Origin of the sequence: Mesorhizobium sp. M0678 (genome assembly GCF_040320505.1) — a bacterium.
In the GTDB taxonomy this organism is placed as follows: Bacteria; Pseudomonadota; Alphaproteobacteria; order Rhizobiales; family Rhizobiaceae; genus Mesorhizobium.
The window spans coordinates 429557-451011 of record NZ_JAMYPT010000002.1; the positions used below are offsets into that span (position 1 = coordinate 429557).

Annotated in this window: 19 protein-coding genes; 6 read left to right on the top strand and 13 right to left on the bottom strand. The window is 63.7% G+C overall.

What is annotated here, in order from left to right; genetic code table 11:
- Positions 1-103: 103 nt before the first annotated feature.
- From NKI29_RS05460 to NKI29_RS05470, 3 genes are all read right to left on the bottom strand, one after another.
- Positions 104-1258, bottom strand: a complete 1155-nt coding sequence (locus tag NKI29_RS05460) for an ABC transporter substrate-binding protein (RefSeq protein WP_023676348.1) — start codon at positions 1256-1258, stop codon at positions 104-106.
- Positions 1259-1562: 304 nt separating this feature from the next.
- Complete coding sequence (locus NKI29_RS05465) at positions 1563-2489, bottom strand: LysR family transcriptional regulator (protein WP_023676350.1); 927 nt, start codon at positions 2487-2489, stop codon at positions 1563-1565.
- A gap of 78 nt (positions 2490-2567) precedes the next feature.
- Positions 2568-3344: a DeoR/GlpR family DNA-binding transcription regulator gene (locus tag NKI29_RS05470; RefSeq protein ID WP_352568329.1), complete on the bottom strand. Its 777-nt coding sequence runs from the start codon at positions 3342-3344 to the stop codon at positions 2568-2570.
- A gap of 435 nt (positions 3345-3779) precedes the next feature.
- Here NKI29_RS05470 and NKI29_RS05475 point away from each other — a divergent pair, with 435 nt between their 5' ends.
- Together NKI29_RS05475 and NKI29_RS05480 are read left to right on the top strand one after the other, a co-directional pair.
- Entirely contained in the window at positions 3780-4664 is an 885-nt protein-coding gene (locus NKI29_RS05475) for a phosphotransferase family protein (protein ID WP_023676353.1), read from the top strand.
- The gene (locus NKI29_RS05480; protein WP_352623198.1) at positions 4661-7114 is read left to right on the top strand and encodes a GcvT family protein; all 2454 of its coding nucleotides are present in this window, start codon (positions 4661-4663) and stop codon (positions 7112-7114) included. The genes NKI29_RS05475 and NKI29_RS05480 overlap by 4 nt, the downstream gene beginning before the upstream one ends.
- Positions 7115-7132: 18 nt before the next feature.
- Here NKI29_RS05480 and NKI29_RS05485 read toward each other — a convergent pair whose 3' ends face one another.
- Positions 7133-7765 carry a class I SAM-dependent DNA methyltransferase gene (locus NKI29_RS05485; RefSeq protein WP_352623199.1) on the bottom strand — a complete coding sequence of 211 codons (633 nt, stop codon included), beginning with the start codon at positions 7763-7765 and terminating at the stop codon, positions 7133-7135.
- Positions 7766-7868: 103 nt separating this feature from the next.
- On the opposite strand from NKI29_RS05485, the gene NKI29_RS05490 reads away from it, so the two are divergent.
- Positions 7869-8771, top strand: coding sequence for a phosphotransferase (locus NKI29_RS05490; protein WP_352568326.1), 903 nt, complete (start codon positions 7869-7871; stop codon positions 8769-8771).
- On the opposite strand, the gene NKI29_RS05495 is transcribed toward NKI29_RS05490, so the two are convergent.
- The 3 genes from NKI29_RS05495 to ilvD form a co-directional block, all read right to left on the bottom strand.
- Complete coding sequence (locus NKI29_RS05495) at positions 8768-9688, bottom strand: DMT family transporter (protein WP_352795642.1); 921 nt, start codon at positions 9686-9688, stop codon at positions 8768-8770. The genes NKI29_RS05490 and NKI29_RS05495 overlap by 4 nt on opposite strands.
- A 115-nt stretch (positions 9689-9803) precedes the next feature.
- Positions 9804-11078 carry an amidohydrolase family protein gene (locus tag NKI29_RS05500; protein WP_352568322.1) on the bottom strand — a complete coding sequence of 425 codons (1275 nt, stop codon included), beginning with the start codon at positions 11076-11078 and terminating at the stop codon, positions 9804-9806.
- A 230-nt stretch (positions 11079-11308) separates the two neighbouring features.
- On the bottom strand, positions 11309-13153 hold the full coding sequence (gene ilvD / locus NKI29_RS05505; RefSeq protein ID WP_352591161.1) for a dihydroxy-acid dehydratase: 1845 nt from the start codon (positions 13151-13153) through the stop codon (positions 11309-11311).
- A gap of 288 nt (positions 13154-13441) precedes the next feature.
- On the opposite strand from ilvD, the gene NKI29_RS05510 reads away from it, so the two are divergent.
- Entirely contained in the window at positions 13442-13915 is a 474-nt protein-coding gene (locus tag NKI29_RS05510) for a VOC family protein (RefSeq protein WP_023676360.1), read from the top strand.
- 169 nt (positions 13916-14084) lie between these two features.
- Here NKI29_RS05510 and NKI29_RS05515 read toward each other — a convergent pair whose 3' ends face one another.
- The 4 genes from NKI29_RS05515 to NKI29_RS05530 all read right to left on the bottom strand — a co-directional run bounded on the left by NKI29_RS05515 (position 14085) and on the right by NKI29_RS05530 (position 17916).
- Positions 14085-15683: a peptide chain release factor 3 gene (locus NKI29_RS05515; protein WP_502893745.1), complete on the bottom strand. Its 1599-nt coding sequence runs from the start codon at positions 15681-15683 to the stop codon at positions 14085-14087.
- Positions 15684-15766: 83 nt separating this feature from the next.
- Positions 15767-16129 (bottom strand): hypothetical protein, encoded by a 363-nt coding sequence (locus NKI29_RS05520; RefSeq protein ID WP_352458662.1) that lies wholly within the window; start codon positions 16127-16129, stop codon positions 15767-15769.
- A gap of 265 nt (positions 16130-16394) precedes the next feature.
- The gene (locus NKI29_RS05525; protein WP_352577790.1) at positions 16395-17321 is read right to left on the bottom strand and encodes a haloalkane dehalogenase; all 927 of its coding nucleotides are present in this window, start codon (positions 17319-17321) and stop codon (positions 16395-16397) included.
- A gap of 4 nt (positions 17322-17325) precedes the next feature.
- Positions 17326-17916, bottom strand: a complete 591-nt coding sequence (locus tag NKI29_RS05530) for a TetR/AcrR family transcriptional regulator (RefSeq protein WP_352577789.1) — start codon at positions 17914-17916, stop codon at positions 17326-17328.
- 117 nt (positions 17917-18033) lie between these two features.
- Here NKI29_RS05530 and NKI29_RS05535 point away from each other — a divergent pair, with 117 nt between their 5' ends.
- A complete protein-coding gene (locus tag NKI29_RS05535; RefSeq protein WP_352795645.1) occupies positions 18034-19110 on the top strand; it encodes an NAD(P)/FAD-dependent oxidoreductase in 1077 nt (358 codons plus the stop codon).
- On the opposite strand, the gene NKI29_RS05540 is transcribed toward NKI29_RS05535, so the two are convergent.
- Together NKI29_RS05540 and NKI29_RS05545 are read right to left on the bottom strand one after the other, a co-directional pair.
- Positions 19104-20477 carry an amidase gene (locus tag NKI29_RS05540; RefSeq protein WP_352623202.1) on the bottom strand — a complete coding sequence of 458 codons (1374 nt, stop codon included), beginning with the start codon at positions 20475-20477 and terminating at the stop codon, positions 19104-19106. The genes NKI29_RS05535 and NKI29_RS05540 overlap by 7 nt on opposite strands.
- 172 nt (positions 20478-20649) lie before the next feature.
- On the bottom strand, positions 20650-20865 hold the full coding sequence (locus NKI29_RS05545; RefSeq protein ID WP_023717932.1) for a DUF6356 family protein: 216 nt from the start codon (positions 20863-20865) through the stop codon (positions 20650-20652).
- Positions 20866-20980: 115 nt separating this feature from the next.
- Between NKI29_RS05545 and NKI29_RS05550 the strand changes: the two genes are divergently transcribed.
- Entirely contained in the window at positions 20981-21451 is a 471-nt protein-coding gene (locus NKI29_RS05550) for an Lrp/AsnC family transcriptional regulator (RefSeq protein WP_292662427.1), read from the top strand.
- Positions 21452-21455 lie beyond the last annotated feature (4 nt).

Genomic DNA, 21455 nt, shown 5'->3' on the forward strand with positions numbered 1-21455 from the left:
GTGGACGGGGAGAAGGGAGGCGCTCCAACGCTGGCGACCCCCGTTCTTCACGGGGAGAGGGTAAGGGTGAGGGGCAGCGCCGAGCTTCGTAGGTGAGGCGAACTCACCGCCCGCCGATGACGCCGATATAGTCCGACACCCAGCGGTAATAGGGCACGCACTGGTCGTTCTGGGTGGCGCATTTCGAGACCGGCGTCTTCCAGAACTTGATCTTGTCGAAATTGTCGTACCCGTTGGTCTTGCAGCCTTCTTCGCCGAGCAGTTCGTTGCCCTTGCAGGCGGCGGGCACCACCGGCAGCGAGCCGAACCAGGCGGAGACGTCGCCCTGCACTTTTGGCGACAGCGAATGCTCCATCCACATGTAGGCGCAGTTCGGGTGGGCAGCATCGGCCTCCATCATCGTGGTATCGGCCCAGCCGGTGACGCCCTCCTCGGGGATAGTCGAGGCGACCGGCTTCTTGGCCGCGATCAGCGTGTTGACCTGGTAGGGCCAAGAACCGGAGGCGACGACGCCTTCGTTCTGGAAATCGTCGACCTGGATGGCGGCGTCGTGCCAATAGCGTCCGACCAGCGTACGCTGGACCCGCAACAGGTCGAGCGCCGCCTTGTACTGATCCTCGGTCAGTTCGTACGGATCCTTGATGCCGAGCTCCGGCTTGTGAGCCATCAGGTAATTGGCGGCGTCGGCGATGTGGATCGGCCCGTCATAGGCCTGGACGCGGCCCTTGTTCGACTTGCCGTCGGGAAGCTTCAATTCCTCGAAGACCACGTTCCAGCTCTTCGGCGCCTCCTTGAACACTTCGGTGTTGTACATCAGCACGTTCGGCCCCCACTGATAGGGGACGCCGTAATGGACTCCGCCGACGGTGAACCAGGGCGCATCCTTCAGCCGGTCGTCGACCGTCTTCCAGCTCGGGATGAGGTCGGTGTTGATCGGCTGGACGCGCTTGCCGGCGACCAGACGCAGCGAGGCATCGCCCGAGGCGGTGACCAGGTCGAAACCGCCCTCGTTCATCAGCGAGACCATCTCGTCGGAGGTGTTGGCGGTCTTGACGTTGACCTTGCAGCCGGTTTCCTTCTCGAAGGACGTGACCCAATCATAGCCCTTGTCGGTTTCGCCGCGCTCGATATAGCCCGGCCAGGCGACGATAGTGACCTCGCCTTCGCCTTTGCCGAGCTCCTTGACCTGGGCGATGGCCTGGCCGGAGAAGCTCAGCGCGACCGTCAAGGCAGTGCATGATTTCAGCAATGAATTCATCGTCGATCTCCCATTTTTGCATGACCTCGAAACCGGTTTCGGGTTTCGGAAGAAGATCATGCGCCCGTTCCAAAACGTTGGATGCGCGGCTCTGAAGGGCCGTGCTCCTCGCATCGGCCCGAAAATCGGAATCGATTTTCGGAAAGTCCGATGCGAAAACTAAAAGTCTTAGAGCGTACTATGTGCGTCCAATTGGACGCACGTCGCTCTAACGGCAGCTTTGTTCCCTGACCGAAAAGTGCTGCGAAATTTCCGGTTTCGCAAATTCATTTATTAGAAAGCCGATATCGGTTTTTCCGATATATCAGCGGCCGATCTTCTCAGGCCGTTGGCGCACCATGCGCTGCGACTGGGCAAGTCCGATGAAGTCACGAGCCGCCTGCGGCAGGCCGGAGCCGCGCCGCCAGACCATGCCGACCTGGACGACTGGTAACGACCCCGAAATATCGCGAGATTCGATGCGGTCGCCTTCCAGCGACCATGGCCGGTAGACGAGGTCGGGCAGCAGCGCCACGCCGGCGCCGGTAGCGACGAGGCTGCGCACCGCTTCGACCGAGCGGGTGCGGAAGGCGACATGCGGCTTGGCGCCGATTGCCGTCAGCAGCTTTCCGGTATTCTCCTCGATCTCGTCGACGGTCAGCATGATCAGCGGTTCCGAGGCGATGTCGCCGATGCCGATGATGTCGGCACCGGCCAAGGGATGGCCGAGCGGCAGCCATAGCCGGTAGGCCGAGACTTCGAGGATTTCGGACTGCAGTGCCGTGCGGTCGCGCAGGTTCGAGGTGACCATGACGGCAATGTCGAGCTTGCCGCCAATTAACAGGTGCTCGAGATAGTCGCCATTGTCCTCGATCGCCGAGACCTCGACACCCGGATAGGCGCGGCGGTAGCGGGCAAGAAGATCGGAAAGCACATAGCCGGCGACCAGCGAGGTGACGCCAAGTTGCAGCCGCCCGCTTGCCGCGGCCTGTTCGCCGAAGAAGGCGCGGCGCGCATCGGAAACGTCGGCCAGGATCTTTCTCGCATGGCGCAGGAACTGGTGGCCTTTGTGGGTGATGTTCAAGCCGCGCGGGTGGCGCTCGAACAGCTCGACGCCGAGATCGTGCTCCAGCTCCTTGATCGCCTCGGTGACCGAGGATTGCGAGATCGACAGGTTCTGGGCGGCGCCCGACACTGTGCCCTGCTCGGCGACGGCGATGAAGAACTGCAATTGGCGGATGGTGAAAGCCATGGCCGGACTAAACACGGCAGAGGCGGCGCTGGGAAGTGGGTGCTGGCGCAGATCTCCCGATAGAGCTCACGATAGAGCTCAGCCCTCGCTTCCGCCATCGGCAATGCTGAGCCGTGCGCCGGCCTGGGCAAGGGCGGCGGCGATGTCGTGCGGCGGCGGACGGTCGGTCGCGAGTTCGGAAAAGCCGCCGAAGCCGCAGACCTGAACAAGGCCCTGGCGGCCGAATTTGCTATGGTCGGTGACGACAAGCGAACGCTGGCCGCGCGACAGCACCATGCGGGCGAATTCGGCCTCTTCCAGATCATAGTCCATGACGCCGGTGACGGCATCGACCGCACCGGTCGATATCACTGCATGGCTGACGGAAAAGCGGCTGACGAATTCGATGGCAGAGACGCCAAAGGCAGCACCGGAATCGCTGCGCAGCTCGCCGCCGGCCATGTAGACCTTATTGCCGTTGACGGTGGCCAATGTGCGGGCGATGTCGGAAGAGTTGGTGACGACCGTCAGCCGCCGGTGGCCGAGCAGTTCCCGGGCCAGGAAAGACGTGGTGGTGCCGGTGTCGAGCATGATCGATTCGCCGTCGCGGATGGTGGCGGCGACCATGCGCGCTATTGCCCGCTTGGCATCGGCGTTCTCGCGCATGCGCCGCTCGAACGGCGCTTCGCCGGCAATCGACGGCAGGCCGACGGCGCCGTGCATCTTGAGGATGGAACCGTCGCTGGTCAGTGGCTTGACGTCGCGGCGTACTGTCTCCAGCGAGACGCCCAGCCGGTCGGCCAGGCTCGCAATGGTCACGGTGCCTTCCTCCCTGAGGAGGCGCAGGATTTCGCCATGCCGCTTCGAGTGGACCATCGGTTCCATCCGGTCGGATTGTTGCACCGCTGACCGCTTCTACGGCATAAATGCCACTAACTCCAAGGAATTTAGCAAAATTCGGGCAAAAAACCAGAAAATACCACAATTTCGCGTTGACAACGCCTCCAGCGTGGCGCGACATTATCGCTGTGACAGGCTCGGAACGGAGGACGACGGCTGAGCCGCACGAAAAATCGCTTGCCCGAACGCCCGGGAGATCGTCGGGTGCAAGGGTACCGAAATTCAGGATCCGCGGGGGCGGATGCCGGCGTCGAAGAACCCGGCACAAAGGGGCTCGTCGGTGCGGTGCGGGATACCGATCCCGAGATCTGCACCGACGAGATCTTCGCGTTGCCTCCATTCCTCCGTCCGATTGTCATCGCTGGCCAGCCGTGACATGCGTGGAAGATTGACCCAATGTTGAACGAGATCGTGACTGTCGAAGACCGCATCCGTGCGCTGCCTTGCTGGACGGGCAGCATCGACATCGCGCCGCTGCCGGGCGGGCTGAGCAATGCCAATTATCTGGTCAAGGACGCGGCCGGGCGGCACGTCGTGCGGCTCGGCCAGGACTATCCGTTCCACCATGTCTTTCGCGAGCGCGAGATGATGACGGCGCGGGCAGCGCACGCGGCAGGCTTCGCTCCGGCCGTCCACTACACTGGACCCGGCGTCATGGTGACGGAGTATCTCGGCGCCAAGGCCTATGTCGCGCAGGACGTGCGCGCCGATCTCGGCCGCGTTGCCGCGTTGCTGCGCGGTTTCCACCGGGAGATGCCCGGTCATGTCTCCGGCGCCGGCTTCATGTTCTGGGTATTCCATGTCATTCGCGACTATGCGCGCACGCTGGAGGAAGGCCGCAGCCGCAAGCTGGGCGAACTGCCGCGCCTGCTGACGCTGGCGGACGAGCTCGAGCGCGCGCAAAAGCTGCTGCCGATCGTCTTCGGCCATAATGACCTCTTGCCGGCTAACATAATCGACGACGGTCACAGGCTGTGGCTCATCGATTTCGAATATGCAGGCTTCAACACCGCGATGTTCGACCTTGCCGGCGCGGCGTCGAATGCAGGCATGAGCGACGAGGAGTCCTTCGCCTTCCTCACCGCCTATTTCATGAAGGAGCCGGACCCGGCGATACGGCGCTCGCACGCCGCCATGCAATGCGCGTCGCTGCTGCGTGAGGCGATGTGGGGCATGGTTTCCGAGCTTTACCTCGACGCGCCCGGTGTCGACTACGCCGCCTACGCCGACGAAAACCTGGCGCGGCTCGAAGCCGCCCTGGAAAACTACAGGACAAAATACGGGACGCGGACATGACCTTGCCCGCCCAGGCCGGGATCGTCGTCATCGGCGGTGGCATCATCGGCTGTTCGACGGCCTATCATCTGGCGCGCGACCACAAGGCCGAAATCGTGCTGCTCGAACAGGGCAAACTGACCTCGGGTTCGACCTGGCATGCTGCCGGGCTGGTCGGCCAGCTACGCTCGTCGGCGTCGATCACGCGCGTGCTCAAATATTCGGTCGATCTCTACAAGGGGCTGGAAGCCGAAACCGGCCTCGCCACCGGCTGGAAGATGACTGGCTGCCTGCGCCTCGCCACCAATGCCGACCGCTGGACCGAGTATAAGCGGCTGGCAACGACGGCTAAGAGCTTCGGCATGGACATGCATCTGCTGTCGCCGGCCGAGGTCAAGGAAATGTGGCCGCTGCTGGAAGCCGGCGACCTCGTCGGCGCGTCCTGGCTGCCGACCGACGGTCAGGCAAGCCCTTCCGACATCACCCAGTCGCTGGCCAAGGGTGCGCGCATGCATGGCGCAAAATTGTTCGAGGAGGTGCGGGTCACCGGCTTTGAAATGACCAACGGCCGGATCGTCAAGGTTAGGACGAACAGGGGCGATATCGCCTGCGACAAGGTGGTGAACTGCGCCGGGCAATGGGCGCGGCAGGTGGGTGCGCTCGCCGGCATAAACGTGCCGCTGCAGCCGGTGAAGCACCAGTACATCATCACCGAGAGGATCGTCGGCTTGGCGACCGACGCGCCGACAATTCGCGACCCCGATCGCCGCACCTATTTCAAGGAGGAGGTCGGCGGGTTGGTGATGGGCGGCTACGAGCCGAACCCGCAGGCGTGGACGACCGGTCTGCCGGGCGGCGATGTGCCGGACGATTGGGAGTTTCGGCTGTTCGACGATGATTACGGTCATTTCGAGCAGCATATGAGCCAGGCGATCGAGCGTGTCCCGGCGCTCGCCAATGCCGGCGTCAAGCAGATGATCAACGGGCCGGAGAGCTTTACGCCGGATGGCAATTTCATCCTCGGTGTGGCGCCGGAATGCGCCAATATGTTCGTCGGCGCCGGCTTCAATGCCTTCGGCATCGCGTCCGGCGGCGGCGCCGGCTGGGTGCTGGCGCAATGGGTCGTCGACGGCGAGGCGCCGCTCGATCTGTGGGTGGTCGACATCCGCCGCTTCTCCGATCTCCACCGCGACCGGCAATGGGTCCGCGACCGCACGCTGGAAGCCTATGGCAAGCACTACACGATCGGCTTCCCGCATGAGGAATATGTCAGCGGCCGGCCGCGCATCGTCTCGCCTTTGTACGAGCGGCTGCAAAAACATCGCGCCGTGTTCGGCTCGAAACTTGGCTGGGAGCGGCCGAACTGGTTCGCGCCGGAAGGCATCGAGCCGAAGGACGTCTATTCGATGGGCCGGCAGAACTGGTTCCCGGCGGTTGGCGACGAGCACCGCCACGTGCGCGAAAAGATCGGTATTTTCGACCAGTCGTCTTTCGCCAAATACGAAATGACCGGAGCCGACGCGCTGAAGGCGCTGGACTGGATCTGCGCCAATGACGTCGCCAAACCGGTCGGCCGGCTGACCTACACGCAGCTCCTCAACACGCGCGGCGGCATCGCGGCCGATTTGACCGTGGCGCGGCTCGGTGAGGAGAAATTCTACATCGTCACCGGCACCGGGTTCCGCACGCATGATTTCTCCTGGATTGCCGATCATATCGGCAGGGAGTTCGACGTGACGCTGACCGACGTCACGGAGGATTTTGGCACGCTGTCGCTGATGGGGCCGCGCGCCCGCGACGTGCTGTCCGATGTGACCGACGCGGATGTGTCGAATACAGCTTTCCCGTTCGGCCATGTTCGCGAGATCGCCATTGCCGGCCACATCGTGCGGGCACTGCGCGTCACCTATGTCGGTGAGCTCGGCTGGGAATTGCATGCGCCGATCGCGGCGACGGGCGAGGTTTTCGATGCGCTGATGGCGGCGGGCGAGACCTACGACATCCGCCCGGTCGGCTACCGGGCGCTGGAATCACTGCGGCTGGAAAAAGGCTACCGCGCCTGGGGCTCCGACATCACGCCCAACGACACGCCGCAGGAGGCCGGCCTCGGCTGGGCGGTGAAGCTCAGAAAAAACACCGATTTCCTCGGCCGGCGGGCCTTGGAGAAGGTCGACGGTTCGCCGCCCAGGAAACGTTTTGCCGGCTTCACGGTCGACGATCCGGACATCGTCCTGCTCGGGCGCGAGACCATCCTGCGCAACGGCGAGGCGGTCGGTTATCTCACCAGCGGCGGCTATGGCTACACCATCGGCAAGAACATCGGCTACGGCTATGTGCGCAATGCCGATGGCGTCAACGATGATTTCCTCACTTCCGGCAACTACGAGCTGGTGGTGGCAATGGAACGGACGCCGGCTAAGATACACCTCGAGCCGCTTTACGATCCGGCAGGAGCAAAGGTGAAGGCGTAGAGCCTTCCGGTTTCAGCCTCAGTTCACGATGAGCACCAGCCCCCGGCTCGGCACGGTATCGGCCTCGCCTGGCATCGAAACATAGGGCAGCGTCTCTTCGGCGCGCGTGACGGTGGCTTGCGCCTCGAGCTCGGCGATCCGCGCGGCAAACCCGGCATCCCACAGCGTGTTCTTCACCGTCAGCACGATCACCCCACCCGGCCGGCAGATGCGGATCAGCTCGTCCAGCCCCTCGGCTCCGACATGGCCCGAAGTGAAGACGCCGGCGGAGATGATCCCGGCATAGGCATCGTCCACGAACGGCAGCGGTCCGCCAAGCGCCAGGCAGTGAAGCGCCGAATAGACGCCCTTGCGCGCCGCCTGGGCCAGCATGCCTTCCGAGATGTCGAGCGCCTCGACCTGCGGATAACCGATGATGGCAAGCCATTCGCCGATAAGCCCGGTGCCTGCCCCGGCATCGAGGAGAGGTGCGGCGCCGCGCGGCAGATGGCGGGCCAGCAAGGCAAGGCAGATGGTGGGATGGCGATAGCCAGCCGCCGACATGTCGGCGTCATAGGTGCCTGCCCAACTGTCGTAGAGCGCCGCGACGTCTTCCGGCCGCTTCGCCGCATAGGCTGCGGCGAGTGCGCTCTGCTGATTGCTGTCCGTCATCGCTTTCCGTCGCCTGGTATCGATCCGCAACGCGATCATAGCCAAACGGCGAAAACTGTGGAACCGTCGTCGTCCCAATAACACGGGGAAAGGAGCGAAATCCATGGCGGACGACCGGGCGCGCGCCGCACTTGCGGCTATTCCGGTGCTGGCCGGCTACGAGGGGCCGCTGGAACGGCTTGGCGGCCTCACCAATCTCGTCTTCAGAGCGGGAGATTTCTGCCTGCGTATCCCCGGCAAGGGTACCGAGGAATACATCAACCGCGCCAACGAGGCAGTGGCGGCGCGGGAAGCGGCGAAGGCCGGCGTCAGTCCCGATGTGCTGCATGTCGATGCCGAGACCGGCGTGTTGGTGACCCGCTTCGTTGCCGGTGCCGAGACGATGTCACCGGAAAAGTTCAAGACTCGGCCGGGCAGTCCGGCACGCGCCGGCAAGGCCTTTCGCAAACTGCACACATCCGGCGCGGTGTTCCCCTTCCGCTTCGAGCTGTTTGCGATGATCGACGATTATCTGAAAGTGCTGTCGACCAAGGACGTCGCCCTGCCTGCCGGCTACCACGATGTGGTCCGCGAGGCGGAGGCAGTGCGCTCAGCACTTGCGGCTCAACCTCTGCCGATCGTCGCCTGCCACTGCGACCCGCTATGCGAAAACTTTCTCGATACTGGGGACAGGATGTGGATCGTCGACTGGGAATATTCCGGCATGAACGATCCGCTCTGGGATATCGGCGACCTCAGCGTCGAAGGGCAATTCGACGCCGCGCAGGACGAGGAGATGACGCTGGCCTATTTCGGCGGCGAGCCGAGACCGGCGGAGCGCGCCCGCATCGTCATTTATAAGGCGATGTGCGACCTGCTGTGGACGCTGTGGGGACTGATCCAGCTTGCCAACAAAAATCCGGCCGACGACTTTCGCGCCTATGCCGACGGCCGGTTTGCGCGCTGCAAGGCGCTGATGGAGACGCCGGAATTTTCGCGGCATCTTGCGGCGATGCGCCGGGGTTAGTTCACGCCCTTTGGCACGTTTTCGGGCGGTACCGTGTCGACCACCTTCTGGCGGTGGAAGATGAACAGGCCGGCCAGCACGACGATGGCCGAGCCGACCAGGATGCGCGGCCCAGGCACATCGCCGAAGAAGGCCAGGCCGAAGACCACTGCCCACAACAGCAGGCTGTAATGCAGCGGCGCCAAGGTCGAGGCAGGGGCAAGCTTCAACGCCCGGGTGATCATCAGGTGCGCGCCGCAGGAGACGACGCCGAGAAGCAGCATGGCGCCGAAATCGAGCGATGACGGCGTCTTCCAACTGCCTATGGTCAACGCAGCGCCGACCAGCAGCGTGCCGATGCTCTGCCAGGTGACCAGCGAAGTGTCGCTGGTGCCGCGCAGCCGCCGGTTGAGGATGATAGCGAAGGCAAATGAAATGGTGCCGGCGAGCGCGAACATCGAGGACAGCGAGAACGCGGCCGAGGATGGCTTCAGCATGATCAGCACGCCGCAGAAGCCGACCAGGATCGCCGCCCAGCGGCGCCAGCCGACCCTTTCGCCGAGCAGGAAATGCGACAGCGCCGCCACATAGATCGGCCCGGCCATGTAAAAGCTCATCACATCGGCGAGCGGCAGATAGACGACCGCCGCGTAGAACAGCGCCGTGTCGAGCGTCGTCATCACCACGCGCAGCAGCTGCAGCTCCGGCCGCTCCATGCGAAACAGCTTGGCCGCACCCTGATGTGCAATCATCGGCCCGAGTATGAAAAACGCGCCGATCGAGCGGATCAGCACGACCTGGCCGACGGAAAAACTGGCGACCAGCCACTTGCCCATCGCGTCGTTCAGCGCAAACAGGAAGTCGCCGGCGAGCATCAGCAGGATGCCGGCCAGCAGCACGTTCATGATCGTTGAGTACTGGGCTGCGGGCTGCGCCATTCCGTTACCGGTTCCTCGCCGTGGGGTACGGTGACCCGCGTCGTAGTCGCAAGCTGCGGCCATGACGAGGCGAAAATCGAGAATTCGGTAAGACCAGCGCGGGAAATCGGCTGGACTAAGCGTGGCGCCGGTTCACCGTGCCCGGCCTTCCGGCGATCGAAAGCCGCGTGTCCTGCCGGCTGCGCTCGGCCACCACCTTGCCCCTGGCGATGACGCAGAGACGCTCTGGGCGCAGCCGCAGCGCCTCGACTGGGTTGCCGGCATCGAGAACGACCAGGCTGGCGCGCTTGCCGACCGCCACGCCAAGGTGGTCGAGGCCCATGATGGCGGCATTGACGTTGGTGACCATGTCGAAGCAGCGCGCCATCTCGGCCGGGCTCGACATCTGCGCGACATGCAGGCCCATGAAGGCGACGTCGAGCATGTCTGCGGTGCCCAGCGAATACCAGGGGTCGAGCACGCAATCCTGGCCCCAGCCGACGCGGATGCCTTGCGCCAGCATCTCCTTGACTCGCGTCAGTCCGCGGCGCTTGGGAAAGCTGTCGTGGCGGCCCTGCAGCATGATGTTGATCAGCGGATTGGGGATCGCCGAAACGCCGGCCTCGGCAATCAGCGGCAATAGCTTCGAAACGTAGTAATTATCCATCGAATGCATCGATGTCAGGTGCGAGCCGGCCACTCTGCCCTGCAACCCGAGCCGCTGCGTCTCATAGGCAAGCTGCTCGATGTGGCGCGACAGCGGATCGTCCGTCTCGTCGCAATGCAAGTCGACCATCAGGCCGCGCTTCGCCGCGATTTCGCAGAGCTCGGTGACGGAGCGCGTGCCGTCGGCCATTGTGCGCTCGAAATGCGGAATGCCGCCGACGACATCGACGCCTATGTCGAGCGCCCGGATGGTGTTGTCGCGCGCCGTCGGCGAGCGGTAAAACCCGTCCTGCGGGAAGGCGACCAGCTGCAGGTCGATATAGGGGCCAACCGTCTTCTTCACGTCGAGCAGCGCCTCGACCGCCAGCAGGCGGTCGTCGCAAACATCGACATGGGTGCGGATGGCGAGCAGGCCCATCGACACCGCCCAGTCGCAATAGGCGAGCGCACGGTCGCGCACCGCTTCGTGGGTCAGAAGCGGCTTCAACTCGCCCCAAAGCGAGATGCCTTCGAGCAGCGTGCCCGAGACATTGATGCGCGGAATGCCGAGCGAAAGCGTGGCGTCCATATGGAAATGCGGATCGACGAAGGGCGGCGAGACCAGATTGCCATGGGCATCGATCGCCGTGCCGGCGCTGACGTTCAGCTCGGGCTCTATCGCTGCGATCGTTTCGCCGACGATGCCGATATCCGCGATCCTGCCGTCGGGCAGCGTCCCGCCGCGCACCACAAGGTCAAAATCCATCTAGCGCCACCTCGTTCAAAAAAGCCGTTTCTTTCCATGCAGCGTGCTGCCGCAAGGCGGAACCTTCAGGCGCGCCCCTTCCCTTCTCCCTTGTGGGAGAAGGTAGCCGCGAAGCGGCCGGATGAGGGGTGTTCCAGCTTGGCGCCGACGACACTCCGTCCAGCACCCCTCAACCGTCTTGGCGCTGCGCGCCAATCCACCTTCTCCCACAAGGGGAGAAGGAAAAGCCTCTATTCCGGCACGTACCGCACCGCCCCCTTGGCGGCACTTGTCGCCATCGCCGCATAGGCGCGCAAGGCCGTCGTCACCTTGCGCTTGCGCTTTTCTTCGGGCTTCCAGGCAGCCGTTCCCCTGGCCTCCATCGCGGCGCGACGGGCGATGAGTTCGGCGTCGTCGACAGCAAGCCTGATGGTGCGGTTGGGGATATCGATCTCGATCGTGTCGCCTTCCCTGACCAGCCCGATCAGACCGCCTTCCGCGGCTTCCGGCGAGACATGGCCGATCGACAGGCCGGAGGTGCCGCCGGAAAAACGACCGTCGGTGATCAGTGCGCAGGCTTTGCCGAGGCCTTTCGATTTCAAATAGCTGGTCGGGTAGAGCATTTCCTGCATGCCGGGTCCGCCGCGTGGCCCTTCATAGCGGATGACGACGACATCGCCGGCCTTGATCTCGTTCGACAGGATCGCCTTGACGCTGGCGTCCTGGCTTTCGAACACTCTTGCCGGACCGGTGAATTTCAGGATCGATTCATCGACGCCCGCCGTCTTCACGATGCAGCCATCGAGTGCCAGATTGCCTTTCAGCACGGCAAGGCCGCCATCCCTGGAGAAAGGATGTTCGGCCGAGCGGATGACGCCATTCTCGCGGTCGAGATCGAGATCGTCCCAGCGGCGGTCCTGGCTGAACGCGACTTGCGTCGGCACGCCGCCGGGTGCCGCCAGGAAGAAATCGCGGACATTCTGGCTGGTGGTGCGCGAAATATCCCAATGATCGAGCGCTTCGCCAAGGCTTGCGGTGTGCACCGTCGGCAGGTCGCGGTTGATCAGCCCGGCGCTATCCAACTGGCCGAGGATGGCCATGATGCCGCCGGCGCGGTGGACATCCTCCATATGGACGTCTGCCTTGGCCGGGGCCACCTTGCACAGCACTGGCACCCGCCGCGACAGCCGGTCGATGTCCTCCATGGTGAAGTCGACCTCGCCCTCATGTGCCGCAGCAAGGATGTGCAGCACGGTGTTGGTCGAACCGCCCATGGCAATGTCGAGTGTCATGGAGTTCTCGAAGGCGCCCTTCGAGGCGATGCTGCGCGGCAGCGCGGTGTCGTCGTCCTGCTCGTAATAGCGCTGGGCAAGATCGACGATCAGGTGGCCGGCCTCGACGAACAGGCGCTTGCGGTCGGCATGCGTCGCTAGCGTCGAACCATTGCCGGGCAAGGACAGGCCGAGCGCCTCGGTCAGGCAGTTCATCGAATTGGCGGTGAACATGCCGGAGCAGGAACCGCAGGTCGGACAGGCCGAGCGTTCGATGGTCCTGACGTCCTCGTCGGACACCTTGTCGTCGGCGGCCGCGACCATGGCGTCGACCAGATCAAGCGCCTGGCTCTTGCCGGCGAGCACCACCTTGCCGGCCTCCATCGGCCCGCCGGAGACGAAGACGGTCGGGATGTTGAGGCGCAGCGACGCCATCAGCATGCCGGGCGTGATCTTGTCGCAATTCGAGATGCAGACCATCGCGTCGGCGCAGTGCGCGTTGACCATGTATTCGACCGAGTCGGCGATCAATTCGCGTGACGGCAGCGAATAGAGCATGCCGTCATGGCCCATGGCGATGCCGTCATCGACGGCAATGGTGTTGAACTCCTTGGCGACGCCGCCGGCTTTTTCGATCTCGCGGGCAACCAGCTGGCCGAGATCCTTCAAATGGACATGGCCCGGCACGAATTGGGTGAAGGAATTGACCACGGCAATGATCGGCTTGCCGAAATCCGAATCCTTCATGCCGGTAGCGCGCCACAGGCCGCGGGCGCCGGCCATGTTGCGGCCATGGGTGGTGGTGCGGGAACGGTAGGCGGGCATTGAACTGTCCTTGCTGTCTGCGTCGCGCCCAAAGGTGCGGAAAACCGGAATTGAGCCGCAGGCCTTATAGACGCCACACTCTGGTCTGGCCACAATTTTGCGCTGCGCCAGGGTGCGGAACGAGCGGCCAGCCAAAGACGCAGCCGGTCCAGGCCGTAAAAAAGTCAGAAGTGCTGTCGGATCGTGTTTTGCTCGAGCGTCCTTGAGCAGACGGCGGGACCGGGCATCAATTGCCAGCCGGCCGTTTTGCGAGTGAAACAAGCCAAAACCAGCCCGAGGAGCAAGAGAATGCAAAAGATCACCCCCTGCCTGTGGTTCGACGACCAGGCCGAGGAGGCCATGAACCATTACATCTCCATCTTCAAGAATTCGAAGGTGCTGAGCGTGATGCGCTGGCCCAAGGGCAGCGGCGATAATGAGGGCAAGGTGCTGATGGTCTCATTCGAGCTCGACGGCGTTCAGTTCCAGGCGCTCAACGGCGGCCCGCAATTCAAGTTCACCCAGGCAGTCTCGCTCTCCATCGACTGCAAGACGCAGGAAGAGGTCGACTATTTCTGGGACAGGCTCATCGCGGGCGGTGGCCAGCCCAGCCAGTGCAGCTGGCTGAAGGACAAATTCGGCCTCTCCTGGCAGGTCGTTCCCGAACAGCTGCCCAGGCTGCTGCTGGACCCCGACACGGAAAAGGCCGGCCGCGTGATGCAGGCGATGATGCAGATGAGCAAGATCGACATCGCCAAGATCGAAGAGGCAGCGAAAGGGTGAACGAACGCGATCTTTCCTTCTCCCCCTGTGGGAGAAGGTGGATCGGCGCGAAGCGCCGAGACGGTTGAGGGGTGCTGGACGGAATGAGACGTTGGTGTTTCCTGGAACACCCCTCATCCGTCGCCTTCGGCGACACCTTCTCCCACAAAGGGAGAAGGGAAGGGGCGCATCAAGCCGCTCTGTCGCGGACCTGATAATCCTTGACCGCGGTGAAGCGGATCGCCTTCCAGCGCTCGGCCTCGTAGTTGAGCGAGAAGGCGTGCTGGGCGAGGAACACCGGATCGTTGTCGAGATCGCGCGCGATGTCGCCGCGATGCGCCTCGATGAAGCGCTGGAGTTCGGCCCTGTCGTCGGCCGATATCCAGCGGCAGACGGAAAAGCGCGACATCTCGAAATCGACCGGCAGTGTGTATTCGAAGTTTAGCCGCTCCTTCAAGACGTCGAGCTGCAGGGCGCCGACGACGCCGACGATGGCTGGCGAGCCGTCCTCCGGCGAGAACAATTGCACGACGCCTTCCTCGGCCATCTGGTGCAGCGCTTCCTTGAGCTTCTTGGCTTTCATGGCATCGCCGAGGCGAACGCGGCGCAGGATTTCAGGCGCGAAATTCGGCACGCCGCGAAACAGGATCTCCTCGCCTTCGGTCAGCGTGTCGCCGATGCGCAGCGTGCCGTGGTTGGGGATGCCGACGACATCGCCGGCGAACGCCTCGTCGGCCGTGACGCGGGTGCGGGCGAAGAAGAATTGCGGTGCCGACAGGCTCATCGGTTTTCCCGTGCGCACCAGCTTGGCCTTCATGCCGCGCTCGAGCTTGCCGGAGCAGACGCGGACGAAAGCGATGCGGTCGCGATGGTTGGGGTCCATATTGGCCTGGATCTTGAAGACGAAGGAGGTCATCTTGTCCTCGGTCGCCTCGACCTTGCGGCTGTCGGCCTCCTGCGCGCGCGGCGGCGGCCCGTAGGCGCCGAGCGCCTCGATCAGGTCGCGCACGCCGTAATTGCGCAGCGCCGAACCGAAATAGACCGGCGTCAAATGGCCCTCGCGGAAGGCATCGAGGTCGAGCGGGCGACAGGCCGCGCGCGCCAGCTCCAGCTCCTCGATGAAGGCCTCCCGCTCGTTCTCCGGCAACAGGCCGGCAACGCGGTTGGAATCGGGACCGTTGACCGGCGTGCGCTCCTTTTCGGCGTCGCCCTTGCGCACCGCGTTCAGCGCCAGATGGTAGGTCCCGGAAAAGGTCTTGCCGCGGCCGATCGGCCAGGTGATCGGCGCTGTATCCAGTGCCAGCTTCTGCTCGATCTCATCGAGGATGTCGAATGGGTCTCGGCTTTCGCGGTCCATTTTGTTGACGAAGGTGATGATCGGGATATCGCGCAGCCGGCAGACCTCGAACAGTTTCAGCGTGCGCGGCTCGATGCCCTTGGCGGCGTCGATCACCATGACCGCGCTGTCGACCGCCGACAGCGTGCGATAGGTGTCGTCGGCGAAATCCTCGTGGCCGGGCGTGTCGAGCAGGTTGAAGACGGTGTCCTCGTATTCAAAGGTCATCACCGAGGTGACCACCGAAATGCCGCGCTCGCGTTCGATCTTCATCCAGTCCGAGCGGGTCTGGATGCGGTCCTTCTTGGCCTTGACCTCGCCGGCAAGCTGGATGGCGCCGCCGAACAAAAGCAGTTTTTCGGTGAGCGTCGTCTTGCCGGCGTCGGGGTGGGCAATGATCGCGAAAGTGCGGCGGCGCGATACCGCTTGTTCGATGTCTTCAGCCAATTTCATGGAATCCTGTCTGTGGCGCGGGCTTCTAGCAGCGCTTTTCCGGCCTGTCGAACGGAAACACCGCTGATACCCCGGCAGCAGGTTCAGTCTCTGACGATAGCCGCCTGCGTGACCGAGCCAGCGTCATCCAGGCGCATAACCAGCCATTCAGAGTCGATCGAAAAAAATCCTCTTTCCGAACCAAGAATATAAACCAGACTCCAGTCCTCGAAATAGTCCGTCTTCGGCGGCTCGCCGAGCATGGCAACAACTTCTGCCCGCGATTTCCCAACCAACGCCCCGGTCAGCACCAAACCGTCAGCAATGCGATGGCGCTTATGCAAAGGATCCAGCCAGTTGTCGTCCTGCCACCAAGATCGAACGATCGGCAGCGGGCCGAAGAAGACGGCATAGACAATGGCGGCTCCGGCTGCAGCAAAAACCAGCCCTTTTATCCAGCGGCGCAAATGACCCTCATGTGATTGAGCTGAACGTTTCCAGTGAGGCGATCGTCATCGACCCGCTTCGAGAGCGGTCCCGGCAACGCTCTTGGCAAGTCTGTAGCATGGTGGCAATGAGGGCAAGAAGTCCTGGGCGTTTGAAGGTACACGGCCGCGAGCAAGAACATCATCGTCATTGGATACGGCATCATTGGCGCCTCCATCGCCTGGAACCCGAGTGCAGTGCTGTCGACCTCTCCGGCTGCCGCAGCCGCCGGTTCACGTCCCGACGTCAGGCCGATTCGGTCGCTCGGCTCTCGAAGGCCACCTCCGGAATCCACTCGGCAATTGCGATGCCGATCCTGTCGGCATGGTCCTCCTGCAGATAATGCGCGCCGGGTCCGAGATCGATCAACCGGCTGTTCTTCAGGCCGGCCGCGAATTCCCGTGCCGCCTGCGGCGAGACGAGGGCCCCCGGATCGCCTGAGAAAAGCAGCTTCGGGTAGGAGGAGAGCCGGAGCGCCCGATGGTCGTGCTCGCTGATGGCAGCGACATCGGCGGGCTGGCCTTCAATCGGCAGGTCGCGCGGCAGCCGCAGGATCGGCTTGCGCGATTGCGGCGTCGGGAACGGTGCCCGGTAGGAGGCCATTTCCTCATCGCTCATCGTGCGCAGCACCGCAGCCGGCAGCACCTTTTCGACGAAGACGTTGTCTTCCAGGACAAGCTTCTCACCGACGCCAGGCGTGCGCATTGCCTTGAACAATTCGCGCGCCTGCGGACGCTGGTGAAAATCGTCCCAACTCTCGAAGGGGCGGATGAATTCCATGAAGGCGAGGCCGAGGATCCGCTGCGGCCGCCGGGCTGCGAGATGGAAGGCGAGCGCGGTGCCCCAGTCCTGCGCGACGACCACCACGTCGGTGATGCCAAGCGTCTCGATGAAGGCGTCGAGATAGCGGACGTGGTCGAAGAAGCGATAGTCGATGTCCGGCTTGCCGGATTGGCCATAGCCGATCAGGTCGGGCGCAATGCAGCGGCCGAACGGCGCCACATGCGGGATGATGTCGCGCCAGATGTAGGACGACGTCGGGTTGCCGTGCAGGAAGAGTACCGTCGGGCCAGCCGTGCCTGCCTCGACATAGGAGATGGTGGAATCGAGCACCGCGACTTGCGAGCGTGGCACCGTTGTGCGGGATTGCTGCTTTTCGAGTTTCGGGTTCATCGGATCAGCTCCTTTTTGCGAAGACTGTTTTGAAGACGATATTCTTGAAACGCTCGAGCGGTTCGGGACTGCGCTCCACCTTCATGCGCAGCATCGCGCCTTGCCAGGAACTCAACAGGAAATCGGCGAGGTCCTCGGCATCGAACGCGTCGGTGATGTCGCCGGCCGCCTGGCCCTCGGCGATGCATTCGGCAAAGGGCTTACGCCAGCGTTCGAAAATGGCGACGAGTTGCAGCCTCAGCGCCTCGCTGTGAGCCGCCGTCTCGAGGCTGAGATTGCCGATCATGCAGCCCCGTGCCCAATCATGCGCCTCCAGCTTCGACGTGATGATTTCGAGATAGCGGCGCAAGCGCCCGACCGGGGGCGTGCCGTCCCGAGCAAGGGCCTGCTCCACCAAACCGCTCACATAGGCGAAATAGCGGTCCAGCACCTCGCCGGTGAACGCCTCCTTGGAGACAAAATGATTGGTGAAGGACCCCGGGCGGGCATCGGCCGCGGCGACGATGTCGCGTACGCCGGCGGCCGAATAGCCGGAACTCCAGATGGTTTTGAAACCGGCGTCCAAAAGTTTTTCGCGAAGTGAATGTCTGGCCATACCGGTACAATACGTACGTACGTATTAAAGTCAAGAGGCACATTTGATACGGCGCGCTCTTGGCAGAACCCACGGGCAATGGCATCGCAGTGGTGGCGTTGGACCGAGGAGTGGAGCATGACAGCGGCGAAACAAGTCATCGTCATCGGCGCCGGCATCATCGGCGCCTCCATCGCCTGGCACCTGACCAGGGCCGGAGCAAAGGTGACGGTCATTGCCGGCAGCGGCGCCGGCGGCGTCGGGACACCGAATTCCTTTGCCTGGATCAATGCCAGCTGGGGCAATCCGGAGGTCTATTTCCGCCTGCGCATTCGGTCGATGGCCGAATGGACGCGGCTAGCGAACGAGGTGCCCGGCATCCCGTTGCAGTGGTGCGGTGGCTTGTGCTGGGACCTGCTACGTCCCGAACTTGAGGCCTATGCGGCCGAGCACTCCGCATGGGGCTACGGCATCGAGCGTGTCGACCGTGCCGGAGCGGCGCGCATCGAGCCCAATCTGGCCGAACTTCCCGATTTCGCCCTTTATGTCGCCGAGGAAGGTGTCGCCGAGCCGGTCGCCGCCACGCAAGCACTGCTGGCCGACGCCGAACGGCGCGCCGCGCGAATTGTAGCCGGGACGACCGTCACCGCTCTGGTGCAAGCCAACGGCAGGATTGCCGGCGTCGATACATCCGGCGGGCGGATTGCTGCCGACGAGGTGGTGATCGCGGCCGGAGCCGGCTCTCCGGCACTAGCGGCAACAGCCGGGATAGAACTGCCGATCGAGACGCCGCCCGGCCTGATCGTGCATTCGCGGCCGTACCAAAAGCTGCTCAACGGCCTGGTGATCGGCGACCGCCTGCACATGCGCCAGACGGCGGAGGGACGCATCATCGCCGGCTCGGATTTCGGCGGCGCCGATCCGGGCATGGATGCCGCAGCCACCGCTGGCGACCTGTTTGCGGCGATGAAGGCGATGCTGCGCGGCGCGGACGGGCTGGAACTCGATTTCCACACCATTGGCTACCGGCCGACGCCGGTCGATGGCTTTCCGATCATTGGCCGTGCCGAAGGCACGAGCGGCGTCTACGTCGCGGTCATGCATTCCGGCATCACGCTGGCGCCGGCCGTCGGCCTGTTCGCCGCCCGCGAAATCCTCGACGGCGAGCGCGATCCGCTGCTTGATCCCTACGGGCTGGCGCGGTTTACTCAATAACCGGGCGGGCGGCGAAAGCCGCCGGCCAGCGGGTCGATTGCCCTGGCGATCCCGAGCAGGCGCGACTCCGACCAGCGTTTGCCAACAATCTGTAGTCCGATGGGCAGGCCGTCGCTGTCCTGTCCGCAGGGCAGCGACAGTGCGGGGTGGCCGCTGTAGTTGAACACCGCGCCATAGGCCGGCAGCATCCAGTAGCTTTGCTCGCTACCGTCGACCTCGATCGGCGTTCCTGGCTCGCAATGCGGGAAGGCGGTGGCCATGGCGACCGGGCACAGCAAGGCGTCGCAGCCGTCGAAGAACCGTTCCCACGCCAGGATGGAGCGGTCGCGGCGGGCGAGCGCCTCGAACCAGCGCGAGACCGGTGTCGGCTTCTCCCGCGGTTCGGGCTGGGCCGCCTCCAGCATCATGCCGATCAGCGCACCGCCTTGTGCTAGGTCGTCGTGCAGGTCGAACTCCGGCAACTTAGCTTCCTCGACGATGGCGCCCGCGGCCTGAAGCTCTTTTGCCAGACTTTCGACCGCCGCGCTGATCTCGCCGGCCACCGGAAAGCCCGGAAAGGACGGCGCGACGGCAATCCGCAAATTTCTGAGATCCAGCTCCGGCATGGTTTCGACCGGTACCGGCGCAAGGTCGGTATCGCTTCCATCCGGCCCGGCAATGAGGCCGTAGATCAGTGCCAGGTCCTCGACGCTGCGCGCCATCGGTCCGAGGCAGGAGATCAGCCTCACGCTGCGCGGCGCCCCGCCTGGATCGGGGAAGGCGCCGGCGAGCGAGACGCGGTGCTCGGTCGGCTTGAGGCCGTAGACGCCGCAAAAGGCAGCGGGCAGCCGGATCGAATCCTGCATGTCGGTGCCGACCTCGAACGGCGTCATTCCGGTGCCGAGCGCCGCCGCCGCACCGCCACTGGAGCCGCCGGCGGTGCGCTGGAGATTCCAGGGGTTGCCGGTGCGGCCGAACAGCGGATTGCTCGACTGCCAGTCACCGAGCATTGTCGCCACGTTCGTCTTGCCCACCAGTATGCCGCCTGCCGCCTTCAGCCGGGCAACGACCGGACTGTCTGCCCTCGGGGCATAGTCGGCGAAAGCCGGGAAGCCGACAGTGGTTCTCATGCCGGCGGTTTCGTGCGTGTCCTTCAGTGTGAACGGCACGCCGTGTAGCGGCCCAAGGGCCTCGCCGCGCGCCTGGGCTTCGTCGGCCTTGCCAGCGCGTTGCCGCGCACCTTCCCGATCGAGGGTTACGACTGCGTTGACCGCCTCATTGTGCCTGTCAATTTGCGTCAGATGCGCGTCCAGCGCTTCCACAGCGGAAATCTTGCGGTCGCGAATGGCGGCAGCCAATTCTGTCGTCGGGGAAAAGACGATATCCATCGTGGATGCTCCGGGCTATCGCGCCGCGCTCCTCAAAATGGCGGATTGCGGCGCGGCTTCAAGCCTGGCTCGACATTTCGACGATGGCGGCGCTTGATCGGGATTGCGCTGCCGGGATCCGTTGAGCGTTGGCGCCGTCCAGCGGCCTCGCCGCGCTCGGTACCTCTACGGCTTACCGTCCTCTGTTATGCGTCCGCTCATAGAGCTCACGGATGATGCCGCTTGCCGTGGTCTCGAACAGAAACGGCAAGAAAGCATGAATGAGCGCGGCAAAGGCCGCCATGAACAATCGCGACGAGAACCATGCGGCGAAAGCCATATGGCCGAAATAGCTCTCGCCGACCGCGGCCGGGTGAGAGGTGAAAAGTCTTGCGAGCCGTGCCGTCATGTCGATCCCTCCTGCCGGCATGAAGAGCCGGCGATGAGTATACTGGCATGGGTGTTCGGTTCATCGGTCTCAAATTGTCCTTGTGAAAGGCTGAATTTTGGGACAAACATCTCACATGACGCCGGAAATCGACGAAATAGACCGGAGATTGCTGGCCGAGCTGCAACGCGACGGCACGCTATCCGTCGACCAGCTCTCGGCAAGAATATCGCTGTCGCGCAATGCTTGCTGGCGCCGGGTCAAGCGGCTGGAGGAAGACGGCGTCATCACCGGCCGGGTGGCGCTGGTCGACGCCGACAAGCTTGGGCTCGGCCTTTCGGTGTTCATCCTGATCCGCACCTCGAACCACGATCCCGACTGGCTGCAAAGATTCCGAGCGGCGGTGACCGGCTTTGCCGAGATCACCGGCGCTTACCGCATGTCCGGCGATCTCGATTATGTCCTGCGCGCCCGCGTCGCCGATGTGAAGGCCTATGACCGGCTCTATCAACGGCTGATCGCCAAGGTGGCACTATCGGACGTTTCGGCCTCCTTCGTCATGGAGGAGATCAAGGAGACCACGGTCGTTCCGATGGAACTGCGCTGAAGCG